The organism is Maribacter aquimaris, from assembly GCF_014596745.1.
Classification (GTDB): domain Bacteria; phylum Bacteroidota; class Bacteroidia; order Flavobacteriales; family Flavobacteriaceae; genus Maribacter_A; species Maribacter_A aquimaris.
On record NZ_JABTCF010000013.1, the window covers coordinates 144,212 to 162,081 of the forward strand.

Consider the following 17,870-nt stretch of genomic DNA (forward strand, 5'->3'; position numbering starts at 1 on the left):
ACTCTTTTACGAGAACACTATATGAAAATGAAAAAAATTTATTTCGTTTTTATTACATAGTAAATGTACCCAGCCCTTCCCTTTAGAAAAAAGAATTGATGCGTAGCAAGCAAATCTTGTGGTGAACACCTGTTTTTATGTTTTTTAATGGATTATCATCTTTTTTAGGATTCCTTTTCACAGGAATTCACCTTCGTTCAATAGGGAAAACCGAATAGGTGTAGCTATGGGTTCTCTTTTAAGGCAAAAAAAGGAAGAAGTATTATCGTGCAGCGGCAATGATTATCGTTTTATGGCGTTTAACAAAATCAATAAACAATCAAATTATGCTCAAAAATCCCCTAACTTTTGTTCTAATGACGATGTTGTTCATAGGATGTTCCAAAAGTGAATCCACAAATCCTACGATTATTCCTGAGGAAATCCTAAGCGAAGCCAAGGAAATATCATCGTTTAAGATTACACTTGGCAGTGAGGAATATACGGGCATAATAAGGAATGACAGTGTTTTGTACACATTCCCAGCTACTACCGATTTAACGGCATTGGCACCTGTAATCACTTTTTCTGAGAAAGCCGAAATTGATCCCGCGTCCGGGGAAACTGTTGATTTTACCAATCCGGTTAAATACACGGTGACGGCCGAGGATGAATCCAAAAAGGAATATATGGCCGTTTTGGATACCTATGATTCCGAAAAGGAGATCAAATGGGTTTCGTTTGAGGTTTCCGGTTCCTATAGCAGGGGAATATACGCCCAAAATCCTGCAGATATAGATACCCTGTATTATACGTTCACCTATGCGGATATAACTGATTTACAAGCGGAGATTGAAGTTTCGGAGGGGGCTACGATTGAGCCTGATCCTGCTGGAATAAGCGATTATTCTTCTCCGGTAAAGTTTACGGTAACCGGGGCCGATGGGACGACGGACGAGGTTTTAATATGGGCAAGGAACTGGACTTTGAAACAATTGAAAATAGACGGATTTGTCTATAATGAATTTGATGAAGTTGCTTCAGGAGGTGATATTACATTTGAAGTGAACGAACTAACGCCCTATCAAGATAGCATTCAAGTACGATTGTTCAGTGAACTGGAATCCTTTGATCTCGAAATCAAGAGTATCAATGAAGAGACCAAGGAAATAACGGCGACCCTACCCGAATCCTATACAAATAATAGATTTGCATTGGAAGTTTCGATAGCAAGTGATAATACGGATGAATCTGACGGATTTAGGCTACTCAACGGAAAATTGAACTTTACAGAAGTAATGACCCCGTACAATAACGGAAACCCGATACCCATTGAAACAGCCGTTTGGCCAGGGCATTATTTAGACATTTTTGTGTATTTAAAGGATGATGCCGTTGATGATCATGAATTTTTCCTCCTAAAAGATGGCATTTATTACGCAATGGCAGTGAAGCAAACCTTTAATAATTTTATAACAACTGGGGTTAGGGTCGAAATGCCTGATCTTCCGGATATATTGCCTGAAGGTGGTACCGATTACAAACTAGTGATACGTAATGTTGAAGGGGAAGAAACTTTTGATTTAACCAATAGTGAGGGCAATAAAATCAATGTAGTTTTGGCTCAAGCGCCGGAGGTGAATTCATTAAGTACCTATACCGTGCAAAAGGATGGGACTTTTAAGATTATTGGTGAGAATTTATCTGTAGGGCCGATTATTGGGTATACCAATTCATCGATTTTGGGTGATAGGAGTAGAATAAGACTTAGTGATGCGCAAGGAAGCAGTTATTATGTATATAGTGACACTGTGGATGCTAACGGAAACCTCGTTATTGATCTGTCCTCGCGATCTTATATGCCTTCCGGTTCGTATGGGATATTTTTCTCAAGTAATGTGAAGTTGTTTTCGGAAGTTGAGACGGGTCTAACGGTAACGGTAACACAACCACCATCAGAGCATCCTAGCTTAGAGGTGTCAAATGCTAAATTATATGGTAAAAACCATGGAAGCTTACCGAAACAGATTCTTTTGACCTTTAATGAGAATATTGATAATTATAACATTAAAAGTATTGTAACAGGCAGGGAAGAAGCTGTTGTCATCGAGAATTATTTTTTCTACCCGACAACGGTTCTTACAGGGGCCTTGACCGATGATGCATACGATCTTACTTGGCGTGACCGGGATGGTTATGTCGTTGTAGAGGATAACGGCGTAGATTATAGGATTTATTTCACATTGCAAATGGAATTCTAGAGCAGGTCTAAATGTGTTTAGAATGCCCCAATTCAATATATGTATTGATTTGGGGCATTTTTAATGGATACTATTTTTGAATGTTTTCCAAACTAAAAAGAGTCCGATCAATGAAGACCGGACTCTTTTACGAGAACACTATATGAAAATGAAAATTTTTTATTTCGTTTTTATTACATAGTAAAAGTATACTACAGGATCCGGCGATGAAAAGAAATGATGTGAAGTACACAAAAGTTGTGGTGTATATCTATTTCTTTGTTTTTCAGAGGGTAACTATCTTTTACTGGGTGACTTTCCACTTTTGTTAAACATTTGTTGGTTGGTAAAAATCGGAAAGTTGCGACTCAGTGTTTTCCCTTTCGGTTAAAAAAATTGGATAGCCTATAAAATACAGGGGCAATGATTGTGGTTTTATTCCGTTATTTCCATTCAATAAAATCAACAAAATTATGTTTAAAAATCCCCTAGCCCTTTTTCTTTTGACATTACTGTTTATAGGATGTTCAAAAAATGAATCTAATGAATCCCCCGAAATTCCAGAAGAGGAGATTTTGAGTGATGCCAAAGAAATTATCTCATTTAAAGTTAGTCTTGACTCGGAGGTTTATACTGCCATTATTAGGAATGATAGTATCTTTTACACGTTTCCATCGACTGCGGATCTAACAGGATTGGCACCCGTAATAACCTATTCTGAAAAAGCGGGTATAGAACCTGCCTCGGAAGAAGTTGTGGATTTTACCGATCCGGTTAAATATACGGTAACGGCTGAAGATGATTCCAAAAAAGAATATATGGCTGTTTTGGACAAATATGATTCCGAAAACGAGATTAAATGGGTTTCATTTGATGTTTCTGGGTCTTATAGCAGTGGAATATACAATCAAAATCCTGCGGATATTGATACCTTGTATTATACGTTCACTTATGCTGATATAACTGATTTACAAGCGCAGATGGAGGTTTCCGAAGGAGCTACTTTAGAGCCTGATCCAGCTGGAATAAGTGATTATTCCTCTCCTGTCAAATATACCGTAACAGGAGTCGATGGAACATCAAACGAGATTTTTGTTTTGGCCAAGAATTGGCCCCTTAAAGCATTGAAAATAGACGGCTTTGTCGATAGTGAATTTGCCGATGTTCCTTTAGGTGGGGATATTACCTTCGAGGTGAATGAGTTAACGCCATATCGTGATAGTATTCAGGTACGGTTGTTCAGTGAGTTGGAATCCTTCGACCTTGAAGTTAAGGGCATTAATGAAGAAACCAAGGAAATAACGGCAACCTTGCCCGAGGATTATACGAATAATAGATTTGCTTTGGAAGTGTCGATTGCTAGTGACAATACCGATGAATCTGATGGGTTTAGGTTATTAAAAGGAAAATCGAATTTTACAAGGGTAGTAACCCCTTATAACGATGGTAATCCAATACCTGTTGAAAAAGCGATTTGGCCGGGACATTATTTAGATTTGTACGTTTATATCAAAGATGACGCGGTGGACGATCATCAGTTTTTCCTTTTAAAGGATGGTATCTATTATGAATTGATCAAGAAGGATGACTATAACGTTTCCATTACGTCGGGTGTACGGGTCGAGATGCCCGAGCTTCCAGATGTGTTACCTGCGGAAGGCACCGATTATAAGTTAGTGATACGTAATGCGGATGGAGAGGAACTATTTGATTTAACCAATAGTGAAGGAAATAAGATAGAGGTTGTTTTCGCCAAGGAGCCGGTGGTCAATTCATTAAGTGTTGATACGGTTCGTAAAGATGGGACTTTTAAGATATTGGGCGAGAACCTGTTCAATGGACCCGTTATTGGTTATACCAACTCATCTTTTTTAAGGACAAGAAGTAATGTATTGCTTAATGATGGTATGAACAACTATTATTATGTATATAGTGAGGAGGTAGATGCTAACGGAAACCTTATCGTTGATCTTTCCACTCGATCGTATATGCCTACAGGCACTTATAATGTAGCCTATTCCAGTAACTATACGGTGTATCCTCTAGAATATATCGGTTATAGTATCACCTTGACACAGCTGCCGTCAGAGCATCCAACATTGGAGGTTGCCGAGTCAAAGCTTTATAGCGATAGTAATGGCTTAACGCCGAAACAGATGCTTTTGACCTTTAATGGGAATATTGAAAACTACAATGTAAAGCGCATCGTTACAGGTAAAAATGAGGCGGTATTGGTAGAGAATTATTTAACTTATCCTACCACAGTTTTGACAGGATCTTTGTCAAATGAGGATTATGACCTAACTGTGAATGATCGCGATGGTTATGTTGTTGTCGAGGATAATGGTATTGAGTATAAAATCTATTTCACCATGCAATTGGAGGACTAATAAAAGAGCTATCCAAAGAAGTACTAATGCCCTGGGTAAATCAATGTATTTATCAAGGGCATTTTTTTGTAAGTGGGGTATTGTTATAACTAAAAAGAGTCCGATCAATGAAGACCGGACTCTTTTACGAGAACACTATATGAAAATGAAAATTTTTTATTTCGTTTTTATTACATAGTAAAAGTATACTACAGGATCCGGCGATGAAAAGAAATGATGTGAAGTACACAAAAGTTGTGGTGTTTGCCTTAGATTTTGTTTTGAATGCTCAAGACAAGTTGCTTTAGGAAACACCGAGGACCGTCAATAACGGATAATCTTTAAAACGTAGGAACGATGTCTTTTTGCTAAAAGGCGGGTATTCCCGTAATATCTGCTCCTGTGATCAATAGGTGAATGTCGTGCGTTCCTTCATAGGTAATAACACTTTCGAGGTTCATCATATGTCGCATAATACTGTAGTCGCCGGTAATACCCATGGCACCTAATACCTGTCTTGCTTCTCTGGCTATTTTTAATGCCATGTCCACGTTGTTGCGTTTGGCCATGGAGATTTGTGCCGTAGTAGCGCGGCCTTCATTCTTTAATTGTCCCAATCGAAAGGCCAACAATTGGGCTTTGGTGATCTCGGTGATCATTTCGGCCAATTTTTTCTGTTGTAGTTGTTTGGCTGCAATGGGTTTCCCGAATTGGATTCGTTCCTTGGCATACCGCAGTGCCGTATCGTAACAATCCATAGCGGCCCCAATGGCACCCCAAGCTATACCATATCGGGCAGAATCCAGGCAACCTAAAGGAGCACCAAGGCCATTTTTGCCCGGCAACAAATTTTCTTTAGGAACTTTTACATTGTCGAAAATCAATTCCCCAGTGGCCGATGCCCGTAACGACCATTTGCCATGGGTTTCCGGGGTAGAGAAGCCTTCCATGCCACGTTCAACGATTAGTCCATGAATACGACCTTCCTCATTTTTTGCCCATACAACGGCAATATCCGCAAAGGGGGAATTCGAGATCCAGAGTTTTGCTCCGTTCAAAAGAAAATGGTCGCCCATATCCTTGAACTTGGTTTCCATACCCGACGGATTTGAACCATGGTTGGGTTCGGTAAGGCCAAAGCAGCCCATAAATTCCCCAGAAGCCAACTTGGGTAAATATTTTTTGCGTTGTTCCTCAGTCCCATATTGGAAAATAGGATACATAACCAGTGACGATTGTACAGAGGCTGTAGAGCGTACCCCGCTATCCCCACGTTCAATCTCTTGCATTATGAGTCCGTAACTTATCTGGTCTAATCCAGCGCCCCCATATTCTTCTGGAATATAAGGTCCAAAGGCCCCGATTTCGGCCAATCCCCCTAAAATATGTTTAGGAAATTCCGCTTTTTGGGCATACTCTTCAATGATGGGTGAAATGTCCCGTTTGACCCATTGGCGGGCAGCATCGCGTACCAACAGATGTTCTTCGGACAATAGATCATCTAAATTGTAATAATCGGGAGATTCAAATAGGTCAGGCTTCATAGCGATGGATTTTAATCAAATATAGATAAAGAAATATAACATATCAAAGGCTCAATGTTACATATTTAAATAAAATGCTTGGGTCAAGGCAGTATAATCATTGGTATATTGGTGTCTTTCCGCCTCAATAATAAGTTCGTTTTCATCAATTTCATGTTCGATAAATGAAAATTGCAATAAACTTCTTTTTGTGTCAGCCGTCTGCGTGCCCTTTACACGGGTAATTCGTGAAGGGTGAAGTCCATTTTGGGCGGCCAGGGCAATAAATCGGCTTTCTTCCTTAAAAGGGATAATCGTCGAGAAGGAACCCTCCTTGGTCAATAGTTTTGAAACACCTTCTACCAATTCATCAAAGGGTAAGGATGTATTTTGTCTTGCGGCGTCCCTAGCGGAATCCCCGCTAGTAACATCTTCTTTATAGAAAGGTGGATTGGATACGATGAGGTCGTAAAGTTCGGATTCATCGGGTTCTACTTCCGTGTATTCATCTACAAATTCGTCAAAACCAGCATGAAAACAAAATAAGCGGTCACCCCATGGTGAATTTTCAAAATTCTCCGTGCATTGCTCAAAAGCATCACCATCCAATTCTATAGCTTCTATGTTGTCCGCTGCGCTACGTTGCGCTAACATTAATGCTATAATTCCTGTACCAGAGCCAATATCCAAAATGTTATACGTGTTGTTGTCAATTTCGGTCCATGCCCCTAAAAGAACACCGTCCGTTCCGATTTTCATGGCACAGCGATCTTGATGTATTTCGAATTGTTTGAACTTGAAGGGTTTGGTCATATTGGGTATTGCTGTTTGTTCAGGGTAAAAATAGGGTGTTTTGATATTCCTGTCTTTGTAGGGGTCTTTTTTTTCTGAACAAAACATCGTGTTATAGTGTTGTTCTTTACCTGATTCCTGCCTTCGCAGGAATGACAGAACGATGGATTTTTGTAAAAGGATTCCTGCCTTCAAAGGAATGACAAAACTATTTTTGTACAATACGGCCAGGTTCCCGTGTCTCGGTACCTTCCAGTTCCAAGAGGGAATCGCCCAACCTATGGCGCATGTCATTGGCAAGTAATTTTATCTCGGCAACGATCTCAGGATGTTCATCAGCAACATTTTGGATCTCACTGACGTCGTTTTTCACATCGTACAATTCGATTTCTTCCAAGTCGACCATCCGATAATCGCCGGGAAGTCCATCCTTTCCGGGTTCTTGTCCTTCCATGGTGCGATAGCGGTGTGGAAAATACAATTTCCATTTTCCGTACTGGACGCCAAAAAGCTCATTGACACGATAATAAAAGAAATACGCCTTTTGGGGGCTTTCGGTAGTTTGACTTGAAATGACATTCCAGACATTTTTGCCGTCTATGGTCAATTCAGGGAGCTCCGAATCGGTAAGGGCTGCTAAGGTAGGCAGTAGGTCAATAGCCATCACAGGAACGTCTACAATTTTCCCCGCTTGTAATTTATCTGGATATTTAATGATAAAGGGTTCACGTTGCCCACCTTCCCAAGCTGTTCCTTTGCCCTCCCGATAGGGCAAGGCACTTCCCGCATGGTTGCCATAGGACAGCCATGGGCCATTGTCCGAGGTAAAAATAACAATGGTGTTGTCTTCAAGTCCGTTCTTTTTTAGGGCCTCAAGGATTTGCCCAACAGACCAATCAATTTCCATGATTACATCACCATACAACCCTCTTTTCGATTTTCCCTTGAACTTATCCGAAACGAATAAGGGTACATGGGGTTGTGGATGCGGTACATATAAAAAGAAAGGATTATCCTTGTTCTTATTGATGAAATCAACACTGCGTTCTGTAATCTGTGTGGTCAATTGTGATTGTTCGTTCAAGGTATCTATGACGGTTTCGTTTTCGTAAAGGGGTAGGTCTGGAAAATTAAAGATAGGACCTTGTTGTGGGTGCTTGGGCCACATGTCATTGGAGTAGGGGATACCGAAATATTCATCAAAACCATGGCGATTCGGCATAAATTCAGGATAATGTCCCAAATGCCATTTTCCGAAAATGGCGGTTTTGTACCCCTGGGCCTTCAGCATTTCGGCTATAGTGGTCTCTGAACTGTTGATACCATGGGTGTTATCGGGTCCTAAGGCATTATGGATTCCAATGCGGTTGGGGTAGCAACCGGTTAATAAGCCGGCGCGCGAAGCGGAACACACGGCTTGGGCCGCATAGTAGTTCGTCAATTTCATCCCTTCGGAAGCCATTTGGTCCAAATGTGGGGTTTCTATATTGGGGGATCCGAATATGCCCACATCCTGATAACCCTGATCATCCGTCAAAATGAGGACAACATTGGGCTGACTGATTGGTTTTTCGGGTAGGTGTTTTTGTTTTTCTTTACAAGAAAGACCGAATACTACTAAAAAGTAGACCAGAACATATTTTACTTTGGATCTTTCGTCAATGGTAATATTTAGGAAGGTCATAAGAAATCTTGTTAGTGAACATGAAATTAGTTAATTTTATGAAATAATTAGATTCCATGAAACACAAAGTAAAACCGGGTAGAAGAAGATTTTTGGCAAATGGCTTGACGTTGGCCGCAGGCTCTACTTTGATAGGCCCGTCCCTTTTTGGGGCTCCTTCGATATTGAAGTATTACAACAAACCAAACTCCAAGATCAATGGGGTGCAGATAGGGGTGATTACCTACTCTTTCCGAAGCATGGAAGATCAAAGTGCGGAGGCTACCTTGAAGTATGTTTTGGACAGTGGTGTCAGTGCTGTTGAACTCATGGGAGATCCTGCCGAAGCCTTTGCAGGTAAACCGGAGAACCCTGTGGATCGGAAGGCTTTCTCTCGTCTTTGGAGGACAAAACGGGAAGGGAAGTTGACAGGGGACCAAGAAAAGGAAATGGCTGAATTACAGGCTCAAACGGATTCCTATAATAAGCAAGTGGCAGCTTGGAGGGCTAAAGTACCTATGGATGCCTTTGCGAAACTGCGAAAGATGTATAACGACGCTGGCGTAACCATCTACGCCTTTAAACCCAGTGCTTTTAAAAAAGGCAATTCGGATGCTGAGATTGCCTGGGGTATGAAAACGGCAAAAGTTTTAGGGGCAAGCCACGTTACTGTGGAACATCCAAGTGATGATGCCCATACCCTGCGATTGGGTAATATGGCCAAAAAACATGGTGTTTATGTAGGGTACCATGGCCATGAGCAGCAGACCCCTACCTTATGGGATACTGCATTGGGGCAATCACCATACAACGCCATGAACTTGGATTTTGGGCATTATGTCGCTGCAGGAAATAAAAACCCCCTTCAAATCATTAAGGATAAACATGAGCGTATCAAGAGTATGCATATCAAAGACCGTCAGACCGTTGCCCATGGTAAGGGTAATTTGGTGTGGGGTTCAGGGGATACGCCAATCATTGAGGCACTTCAATTGATGCGGGATAACAAGTATGCTTTTCCGGCTACGATTGAGTTGGAATACGGGATTCCGGAAGGTTCAGATGCTGTAACGGAGGTTCAGAAGTGTTTGGCCTATTGTAAGCAGGCCCTGAAATAGGGGGTATCCGCTTCCATTTTCGGAATTTTGTTGGGTTATTCCAGATACAGGTCTACCAAGCCTTCAGGGGTTGTGACATGGATGGTTTTGTTCTCCCGATCCACTTTGGTAATAATCTGGTCATTGATAGGGATCAATAACTCCTTTTCTTCTTTTTTGACCTCAAACAAGGCTTGTGAGGTGGTGTCGTTGATGCTTTCGATGATACCAATATCACCATGGATGCTATCGATAAGGTTGAATCCGATGACTTCGTGGAAATAGAATTTGTCCCCACTTAGTTTAGGGAGAAAGGAAAGGGGTAAGTAAAGTTCGCAACCCATGATACGGTCGGCATCATTTTCGGTTTTGACCTCCTCAAAGTCGACACGTAAGAGACTGCTTTTATGAAGACGGCATTTGTCAATAAAAAATGGAACCAGATTGTTTCCCAGTGAAACAAATACTGATTCCATATTTTCGTAAATCTCAGGTTCATCGGTATCGAGTTTTACAAGTACCTCCCCTTTGAAACTATATTTTGAAACGATTTTACCTAGGTAAAAACAAGAAGACTTGTCCATCGTTTCCTGTGTTGTTTACTCTTTTTCCTTTGTTTCCTCAGGAGCGGCTTCCTCAGCAGCTGGTGCTTCCTCGGTAGCAGGAGCTTCAACTGCAGTTTCCTCTACTACTTCAGCGGTAGCTTCTATCTCTGCTTCAGCCTCTTCCCCTTCAGGGGTTTCTGGCAATGCGGCAGCGGCAGCATCTGCAGCCCGTTTTTCGTTTATTTCTTTTTCAGCAGCCAATGCTTTGGCCCTGGTATCTGCTTTAACTTGGTCTAAGCCACTTACTTTGGATGCTACGGATTGTTCTTTTTCGGCCAACCAAGCTTTGAATTTTTCTTCAGCTTGCTCCTCGGTCAATGCTCCTTTACGAACACCACCTAATAAATGGTGTTTCAATAAAATACCTTTGTATGAAAGAATGGCTCTTGCCGTATCAGTAGGTTGTGCCCCGTTGTTCAACCATTGTACCGAATTGTCAACATTGATTTCGATGGTTGCTGGGTTGGTATTTGGATTGTAAATTCCCAATTTCTCCAAGAATTTACCATCTCTTTTTGCACGGGCGTCCGCGGCTACGATCCAATAAAAAGGTTTTCCTTTTTTTCCGTGTCTCTGTAATCTAATTTTAACTGGCATATCACATTAATTTTGTAGGGTGCCCGACCCTCGGTTATTAATTCTCTTTTATTTGTCCCCTTAAAAGGGCTGCAAATATACTTCAATTCTTTAAATGTGCAATAGGTTTTTTGGTTAATTGTACACTTAAGGTAGGTACGTTGATAACTCCTGATAACTACCATTTTTTCTAACGCTTCTTTTTGTATAATTTTATAGGCTATTTTTTTCCTACTAAAACACACTGGATGTACCTGATTTTTGATACCGAGACTACCGGCTTACCCAAGCGATGGGATGCACCGATCACAGATGTTGACAATTGGCCCCGCTGTATACAGATTGCATGGCAATTGCATGATGGGATGGGTAATTTGGTCGAGAGTCAGGATTATTTGGTGCGTCCCGATGGTTTCAATATACCTTATGATGCGGAACAGATTCATGGTATCTCCACGGAATTGGCCGCCCAAAAAGGGATTGCATTGTCCGAGGTTTTGGAAAAATTCAACGTGGCCATGTCCAAAACGAAATTTATCGTTGGACAGAATGTAGGTTTTGATTTGAATATCATGGGGGCGGAGTACCATCGTCTTGGGGTGGCAAACCCATTGCAGGAGCTTCCTGTTTTGGATACCTGTACCGAGCAGACCGCCTTGCTATGTAAGATACCCGGTGGGCGTGGGGGAAAATTTAAACTACCCACCCTTACCGAACTTCACGAGTTTTTATTCAAGGAGCCTTTTGCAGATGCCCATAATGCCACTGCCGATGTCGAGGCGACTACGCGCTGTTTTTTGGAATTGGTGCGTCAAAAGCATTATACCCAAGAGCAACTGGATGTGCAACCCGATTACTTTCAAAAATTCTCTGAGGCCAATCCGAAGGAGATAGCACTCATCGGGCTAAAACACGTCAATCTTAAAAAAGCTTCCAAAAAAATTGCCGATGCCCTTTGGGAGAAGGATACCGGTGGAATTTCAAAGGAAGAGATCAAGGAAAACCTAGCGACCTTGGAAACGGCCAATTTCGCCCACCTCCACAATCATACGCAGTTTTCCATTTTACAGTCAACGATAAGTATCCCTGCCTTGATCTCGGCAACCGCCAAGGCCAAAATGCCTGCGGTGGCGATGACGGATCACGCAAATATGATGGGGGCCTTTCATTTTGTCAATGGGGTCATCAACCATAATAAAAAGGTTGTTGACAAAAACAAGGAAAATCTAAAGCGTTACGAGGCCACGAAGAACGGAACGCTGGAAGAGGGAGAGGAGCCCTTGGAAGAACTTCCGGAACCAGAGGTCGAGATTACACCGCTTATAGGTTGTGAATTTCAGGTATGTGAGGATCACACCAATAAGTCCCAAAAGGATAATGGGTATCAAATAGTGATGCTGGCCAAAAACAAGACGGGATATTTGAATCTGGCAAAAATGTCTTCCATTGCCTTTATTGATGGGAAGTATTATGTTCCCCGTATAGATAAAAAGGTAATTGAGCAATACAAGGAGGATATTATTGTATTGACCGGTAACCTTTACGGTGAGGTTCCCAGTAAGGTGTTGAACGTAGGTGAAAAGCAGGCAGAGGAGGCCCTCCTTTGGTGGAAAGAAACATTCGGGGATGACCTATATATAGAGATTATGCGGCATGGTCAAGAGGATGAGGACCGTGTAAACCAAGTATTGATCCAATTTGCCAAAAAACATAATATAAAACTGATAGGTACCAACAATACCTATTATCTTGAAAAAAAGGATGCACATGCACACGATATCTTACTTTGTGTAAAAGATGGTGAAAAGCAGGCGACCCCCATAGGTCGTGGTCGTGGGTATCGCTATGGGTTGCCCAATCAGGAATATTACTTTAAGTCCTCGGATGAAATGAAGGACCTTTTTAAGGATATTCCCGACGCGATCACCAATATTCAGGAGGTTATAGATAAGGTAGAGGTGTTTACCCTTGCCCGTGATGTGTTGTTGCCGGCTTTCGATATTCCGGAGGAGTTTCAGTTTGAAGAGGATAAGCTCGATGGCGGTAAACGCGGGGAGAACAAATACCTACGTCACATAACCTATGAAGGGGCGAAAAAACGATACGGTGAGATAACTCCGGAAATTGACGAACGAATCGATTTTGAGCTGCAGGTCATTGAAAAAACGGGATATCCGGGTTATTTCTTGATTGTAGAGGACTTTATTCGGGCAGCCCGTAAAATGGATGTGTCCGTAGGTCCTGGTCGTGGATCCGCAGCGGGTTCGGTTGTTGCTTATTGTTTATGGATCACGAACTTGGATCCCATTAAGTACGATCTGCTTTTTGAGCGTTTCCTAAATCCAGATCGTGTATCCATGCCCGATATCGATATCGATTTTGATGATGAAGGCCGGGGTCGTGTCATGGATTATGTGATCGATAAATATGGTTCCAATCAGGTGGCCCAGATCATTACCTATGGTACCATGGCGGCAAAATCATCCATTCGGGATACGGCGCGTGCCCTGGACCTGCCTTTGGGTGATGCGGACCGTATGGCCAAGTTGATCCCCAACATGTCCAAGCTTAAAAAGATCATAGGGGTAGATGAAAAGACACTAAAAGCGAAGTTCAACAGCGAGGAGCTTGTTAAGATCAACGAGTTGTTGGCCATTTCGGAAGGGGATGGTTTGGAGTCCGAGACCTTGAACCAAGCGTATGTTTTGGAAGGCTCTGTCCGTAACACCGGTATCCATGCCTGTGGGGTGATCATCACACCCGATGATATCACCAAGTTCGTACCCGTGGCATTGGCCAAGGATTCCGAAATGTACTGTACCCAGTTTGACAACTCGGTGGTAGAAAGTGCGGGCTTGTTGAAAATGGATTTCTTGGGGTTGAAAACATTGACCTTGATCAAGGATACCGTTAAAATTGTAAAAGCAAAACACGGCATAGAATTAGATCCGGAGAATTTCCCTTTGGATGATGAGAAGACCTATGAGCTTTTCCAGCGAGGGGAAACCGTTGGGGTGTTCCAATATGAATCCCCAGGGATGCAAAAACACATGCGGGCATTAAAACCAACCGTTTTTGCCGATCTAATTGCCATGAACGCCTTGTACCGTCCCGGTCCAATGGAGTACATACCCAGTTTTATAGCCCGTAAACACGGTACCGAGGAAATCATCTATGACCTTGATGCCTGTGAAGAGTATTTATCGGAAACCTACGGAATTACCGTGTATCAAGAGCAGGTGATGCTTCTTTCCCAGAAGCTGGCGGATTTCACCAAAGGTGAGGCCGACGTTTTGCGTAAGGCGATGGGTAAAAAGCAAAAGCATGTCCTTGATAAAATGAAGCCTAAGTTTATAGAACAGGCTTCCGCAAAAGGGCATCCGGTGGATAAACTGGAAAAAATCTGGAAGGACTGGGAAGCTTTTGCAGCCTATGCATTTAATAAATCACACTCTACCTGTTATGCTTGGATAGCATACCAGACCGCCTATTGTAAGGCACATTATCCTGCGGAATATATGGCAGCCGTACTGTCCAATAACATGAACGACATAAAGCAGGTGACCTTCTTTATGGAAGAATGTAAGCGTATGGGCTTGGATGTGTTAGGTCCCGATGTCAATGAATCCTACTATAAGTTTGCCGTGAACAAGGACGGGGCCGTACGTTTTGGAATGGGGGCCGTTAAAGGTGTTGGCCGAGCTGCGGTTGAAACCATTGTTGAGAACAGGAAGGAAGGACCTTACAAATCGGTTTTCGATTTGGCAAAACGTATCGATCTACGGGCGTCTAACAAAAAGGCCTTTGAAAGTTTGGCCGTTGCCGGTGGGTTCGATTCTTTTGGAACGACCCATAGGGCCCAATATTTTCATCATGATGGTGACGGGGTTACCTTCTTGGAGAAAGTCATGAAGTATGGATCAAAATTCCAGGAGAATGAAAATTCTTCCCAGGTGAGTCTTTTTGGTGATGCCAGTGAGGTGCAGATTCCCGAACCCGAAGTACCCCCTTGTGAGGAGTGGGGCACCATGGAAAAACTACGTCGGGAAAAAGAGGTGGTGGGCATCTATATTTCGGGCCACCCCTTGGATGATTTTAAAACCGAGATCAATGCGTTCTGTAATGCGGGTGTCTCCCATGTCCAGAATTTATCGGAGATCGTCAATCGTGAAATCTCCATTGCCGGTGTGGTATCCGATGTACAGCACCGCATTTCAAAGAACGGGAAAGGATGGGCGATGTTCACTATTGAGGATTATACCGATTCCTTTGAATTCCGTATTTTCGGGGAAGAGTACTTGAAATTCAGGCACTTCCTCATGATCAATTCCTTTGTCTACATTAAGATATTCGTTCGGGAAGGATGGGTAAATCGTGAGACAGGTAAAAAAGGGGACCCAAGAATGCAGTTCAATAACTTTATGTTGCTTCAGGATGTCATGGAGGCCTTTGCCAGGAAATTGACCATTAAACTTAATATCGACGAGCTTCGGGAAGAGAATATCGATGATTTAAAGAATACCTTGGTCTCGCATACGGGAAACCACCCCTTGAATTTTGTGGTTTACGAAATGGAGGAGGAAATAAAGGTGAATTTATCCTGTAGAAAGCAAAAGGTTCAGATAACCAGTGAATTGTTGCATCAGTTGGAAGAGAAAGAGGTGCACTATAAATTAAATTAACCATCAATTTAATTGATACAGCAATAGGGAAAATGTATATTGCGTTAGTAAGGTTAAGGTCAAATAATTGACTAAATTTGCATAATACTAAAATATACAGAAATGGCATTAGAAATAACAGATGCTACTTTTGACGAAGTAGTCTTGAAAAGTGATAAACCAGTAGTAGTGGATTTTTGGGCAGCTTGGTGTGGTCCTTGTAGAATGGTAGGTCCTATCATTGATGAGGTAAGTACCGAATACGAAGGCAAAGCAGTTATCGGCAAGGTTGATGTCGATGCAAACCAAGAGTTCGCGGCAAAATACGGGGTACGTAATATCCCAACGGTATTGGTATTCAAAGATGGTGAAATCGTTAATAGGCAAGTAGGGGTCTCTCCGAAGAAAGTCTATACCGACGCTATCGATGCACTATTGTAAAAAGAAAATTCTTTAATGTAAAAAGGCCCTGACGGTACAGTCGGGGCCTTTTTGTTTTATCTTAGTAGTTCATTCAAATATATGGATCTTAGGTCAGCATTAGACAAAGCAAGCTTATTCCCAAATTTGGAACTTTTGGCCCAACAAGTGGTCGAAGGGTTTATCAGTGGTATACATAAGAGTCCGTTTCATGGATTCTCTGCGGAATTTGCCGAACATAAGATATATAACAGGGGCGAAAGCACCAAGCACATCGATTGGAAGCTTTTTGCCAAGACCGACAAGTTGTACACCAAAAGGTATGAGGAGGAGACCAATCTGCGATGCCATATGATCTTGGACAATTCGGCCTCTATGTATTATCCCGAAATTGAAACCCCGACCTTGCACAACCTTAATAAGATAGGATTTGGGGTGTTGGCCATTGCCGCGATCATGAATGTGTTAAAAAGACAGCGTGATGCCGTAGGTCTCAGTGTTTTTTCGGACACCTATAATTTCTATTCAACGGAAAAGGGGAGTGAAAGACACCATCAAATGCTTTTGTCGAAACTCGGTGAGATCAGTTTGGATACCAAGCCGGCCAAGCAAACCGATATCTATAACTATTTACATTTGATAGCGGAAAAAATAAAAAGAAGGAGTCTTATTTTCTTGTTTACCGATATGTTTCAGACCACCATGGATGATGATAAGATATTCGAGGCCCTACGCCATTTGAAATACAACAAACACGAGGTTGTGTTGTTTCACTTGTTGGATGCGGACAAGGAACTGCATTTCGATTTTGGGAATTCTCCCAGACGTTTTTTGGATGTTGAGACCGGGGAACATATAGACCTTTTCTCCGACAATGTAAAAGCAGGTTATGAAAAAGCCATAAAGACGTATTTTGAAACGCTTAAAATGAAATGTGCCCAATATAAGATTAAGTATGTTGAGGTTGATGTACGGGGCGATTTCTCAAAGGTATTGAATACTTTTATGGTAGAGCGGCAAAAATTCCTTTAGTGTTCTTGAATATTTTATAAGAAATTGTTTGCGGAATTCAATTAGCAGTGTATATTTGCACTCGCTAAACGCCACGGTCTGGTAGTTCAGTTGGTTAGAATACCTGCCTGTCACGCAGGGGGTCGCGGGTTCGAGTCCCGTCCAGACCGCCAAAAGCCTTCAACGCAAGTTGGGGGCTTTTTTCGTTTTAGCCAAAATAGGATATATATCGAATGGTTGATGGATTGGGACAGTAAACGGTTTAAAGGTCGTGAACACCTGTCTCGACTATGCCGTTAGGGTCGCGGGTTCCCCCGACGCTTCGGGGCCGTCCAGACCGCTTAAAGCCTTCAACGCAAGTTGAGGGCTTTTTTCGTTTTAGCCAAAATAGGATATATATCGAATGGTTGATGGATTGGGACAGCAACCTGCTTAAAGGTCGGGAATATCTGTTCTGACTATGCCGTTAGGGTCGCGGGTTCCCCCGACGCTTCGGGGCCGTCCAGACCGCTTAAAGCCTTCAACGTTAGTTGAGGGCTTTTTTCGTTTTAGCCAAAATAGGATATATATCGAATGGTTGATGGATTGGGACAGTAAACGGTTTAAAGGTCGTGAACACCTGTCTCGACTATGCCGTTAGGGTCGCGGGTTCCCCCGACGCTTCGGGGCCGTCCAGACCGCTTAAAGCCTTCAACGCAAGTTGGGGGCTTTTTTCGTTTTAGCCAAAACAGGATATATATCGAATGGTTGATGGATTGAGACAGCAACCTGCTTAAAGGTCGGGAATATCTGTCCCGACTATGCCGTTAGGGTCGCGGGTTCCCCCGACGCTTCGGGGCCGTCCAGACCGCTTATAGCCTTCAACGCAAGTTGGGGGCTTTTTTCGTTTTAGCCAAAATAGGATATATATCGAATGGTTGATGGATTGGGACAG

At 42.4% G+C, this 17,870-nt stretch carries 11 protein-coding genes and 1 tRNA gene; 7 read left to right on the forward strand and 5 right to left on the reverse strand.

Annotated features, from left to right (window positions below; genetic code table 11):
* Positions 1-326: 326 nt before the first annotated feature.
* Entirely contained in the window at positions 327-2,240 is a 1,914-nt protein-coding gene (locus HPE56_RS17645) for a DUF5018 domain-containing protein (RefSeq protein ID WP_188245075.1), read from the forward strand.
* Positions 2,241-2,692: 452 nt separating this feature from the next.
* Positions 2,693-4,609, forward strand: coding sequence for a DUF5018 domain-containing protein (locus tag HPE56_RS17650; protein WP_188245076.1), 1,917 nt, complete (start codon positions 2,693-2,695; stop codon positions 4,607-4,609).
* Between the two features lie 347 nt (positions 4,610-4,956).
* Here the strand turns inward: HPE56_RS17650 and HPE56_RS17655 are convergent, their stop codons facing one another.
* Genes HPE56_RS17655 through HPE56_RS17665 form a run of 3 tightly spaced genes read right to left on the reverse strand, consistent with a single transcriptional unit; the run spans position 4,957 to position 8,587 of the window.
* On the reverse strand, positions 4,957-6,132 hold the full coding sequence (locus tag HPE56_RS17655) for an acyl-CoA dehydrogenase family protein (RefSeq protein WP_188245077.1): 1,176 nt from the start codon (positions 6,130-6,132) through the stop codon (positions 4,957-4,959).
* A 57-nt stretch (positions 6,133-6,189) separates the two neighbouring features.
* Positions 6,190-7,197, reverse strand: coding sequence for a tRNA1(Val) (adenine(37)-N6)-methyltransferase (locus tag HPE56_RS17660; protein ID WP_317173226.1), 1,008 nt, complete (start codon positions 7,195-7,197; stop codon positions 6,190-6,192).
* On the reverse strand, positions 7,112-8,587 hold the full coding sequence (locus HPE56_RS17665; protein WP_188245078.1) for a sulfatase-like hydrolase/transferase: 1,476 nt from the start codon (positions 8,585-8,587) through the stop codon (positions 7,112-7,114). The genes HPE56_RS17660 and HPE56_RS17665 overlap by 86 nt, the downstream gene beginning before the upstream one ends.
* A gap of 56 nt (positions 8,588-8,643) precedes the next feature.
* Here HPE56_RS17665 and HPE56_RS17670 point away from each other — a divergent pair, with 56 nt between their 5' ends.
* Positions 8,644-9,684 carry a sugar phosphate isomerase/epimerase family protein gene (locus HPE56_RS17670; RefSeq protein WP_188245079.1) on the forward strand — a complete coding sequence of 347 codons (1,041 nt, stop codon included), beginning with the start codon at positions 8,644-8,646 and terminating at the stop codon, positions 9,682-9,684.
* 35 nt (positions 9,685-9,719) lie between these two features.
* Here HPE56_RS17670 and rimM read toward each other — a convergent pair whose 3' ends face one another.
* Both rimM and HPE56_RS17680 read right to left on the reverse strand, forming a co-directional pair.
* The gene (gene rimM / locus HPE56_RS17675; RefSeq protein WP_188245080.1) at positions 9,720-10,247 is read right to left on the reverse strand and encodes a ribosome maturation factor RimM; all 528 of its coding nucleotides are present in this window, start codon (positions 10,245-10,247) and stop codon (positions 9,720-9,722) included.
* A gap of 15 nt (positions 10,248-10,262) precedes the next feature.
* Positions 10,263-10,865, reverse strand: coding sequence for a 30S ribosomal protein S16 (locus tag HPE56_RS17680; RefSeq protein WP_188245081.1), 603 nt, complete (start codon positions 10,863-10,865; stop codon positions 10,263-10,265).
* 227 nt (positions 10,866-11,092) lie between these two features.
* On the opposite strand from HPE56_RS17680, the gene dnaE reads away from it, so the two are divergent.
* From dnaE to HPE56_RS17700, 4 genes are all read left to right on the forward strand, one after another.
* A complete protein-coding gene (gene dnaE / locus HPE56_RS17685) occupies positions 11,093-15,526 on the forward strand; it encodes a DNA polymerase III subunit alpha (protein ID WP_188245082.1) in 4,434 nt (1,477 codons plus the stop codon).
* Between the two features lie 102 nt (positions 15,527-15,628).
* Complete coding sequence (gene trxA / locus HPE56_RS17690) at positions 15,629-15,946, forward strand: thioredoxin (protein WP_109651383.1); 318 nt, start codon at positions 15,629-15,631, stop codon at positions 15,944-15,946.
* 81 nt (positions 15,947-16,027) lie between these two features.
* The gene (locus HPE56_RS17695; protein ID WP_188245083.1) at positions 16,028-16,957 is read left to right on the forward strand and encodes a DUF58 domain-containing protein; all 930 of its coding nucleotides are present in this window, start codon (positions 16,028-16,030) and stop codon (positions 16,955-16,957) included.
* Between the two features lie 75 nt (positions 16,958-17,032).
* Positions 17,033-17,109, forward strand: a tRNA-Asp gene (locus HPE56_RS17700).
* The last annotated feature ends 761 nt before the right edge of the window (positions 17,110-17,870 follow it).

Excerpts from the sequence above, each read along its gene's own strand:
- HPE56_RS17645 (WP_188245075.1), top strand. The coding sequence starts at position 327 with ATGCTCAAAAATCCCCTAACTTTTGTTCTAATGACGATGTTGTTCATA.
- HPE56_RS17650 (WP_188245076.1), top strand. The coding sequence starts at position 2,693 with ATGTTTAAAAATCCCCTAGCCCTTTTTCTTTTGACATTACTGTTTATA.
- HPE56_RS17655 (WP_188245077.1), bottom strand. The coding sequence starts at position 6,132 with ATGAAGCCTGACCTATTTGAATCTCCCGATTATTACAATTTAGATGAT.
- HPE56_RS17660 (WP_317173226.1), bottom strand. The coding sequence starts at position 7,197 with ATGACATGCGCCATAGGTTGGGCGATTCCCTCTTGGAACTGGAAGGTA.
- HPE56_RS17665 (WP_188245078.1), bottom strand. The coding sequence starts at position 8,587 with ATGACCTTCCTAAATATTACCATTGACGAAAGATCCAAAGTAAAATAT.
- HPE56_RS17670 (WP_188245079.1), top strand. The coding sequence starts at position 8,644 with ATGAAACACAAAGTAAAACCGGGTAGAAGAAGATTTTTGGCAAATGGC.
- rimM (WP_188245080.1), bottom strand. The coding sequence starts at position 10,247 with ATGGACAAGTCTTCTTGTTTTTACCTAGGTAAAATCGTTTCAAAATAT.
- HPE56_RS17680 (WP_188245081.1), bottom strand. The coding sequence starts at position 10,865 with ATGCCAGTTAAAATTAGATTACAGAGACACGGAAAAAAAGGAAAACCT.
- dnaE (WP_188245082.1), top strand. The coding sequence starts at position 11,093 with ATGTACCTGATTTTTGATACCGAGACTACCGGCTTACCCAAGCGATGG.
- trxA (WP_109651383.1), top strand. The coding sequence starts at position 15,629 with ATGGCATTAGAAATAACAGATGCTACTTTTGACGAAGTAGTCTTGAAA.
- HPE56_RS17695 (WP_188245083.1), top strand. The coding sequence starts at position 16,028 with ATGGATCTTAGGTCAGCATTAGACAAAGCAAGCTTATTCCCAAATTTG.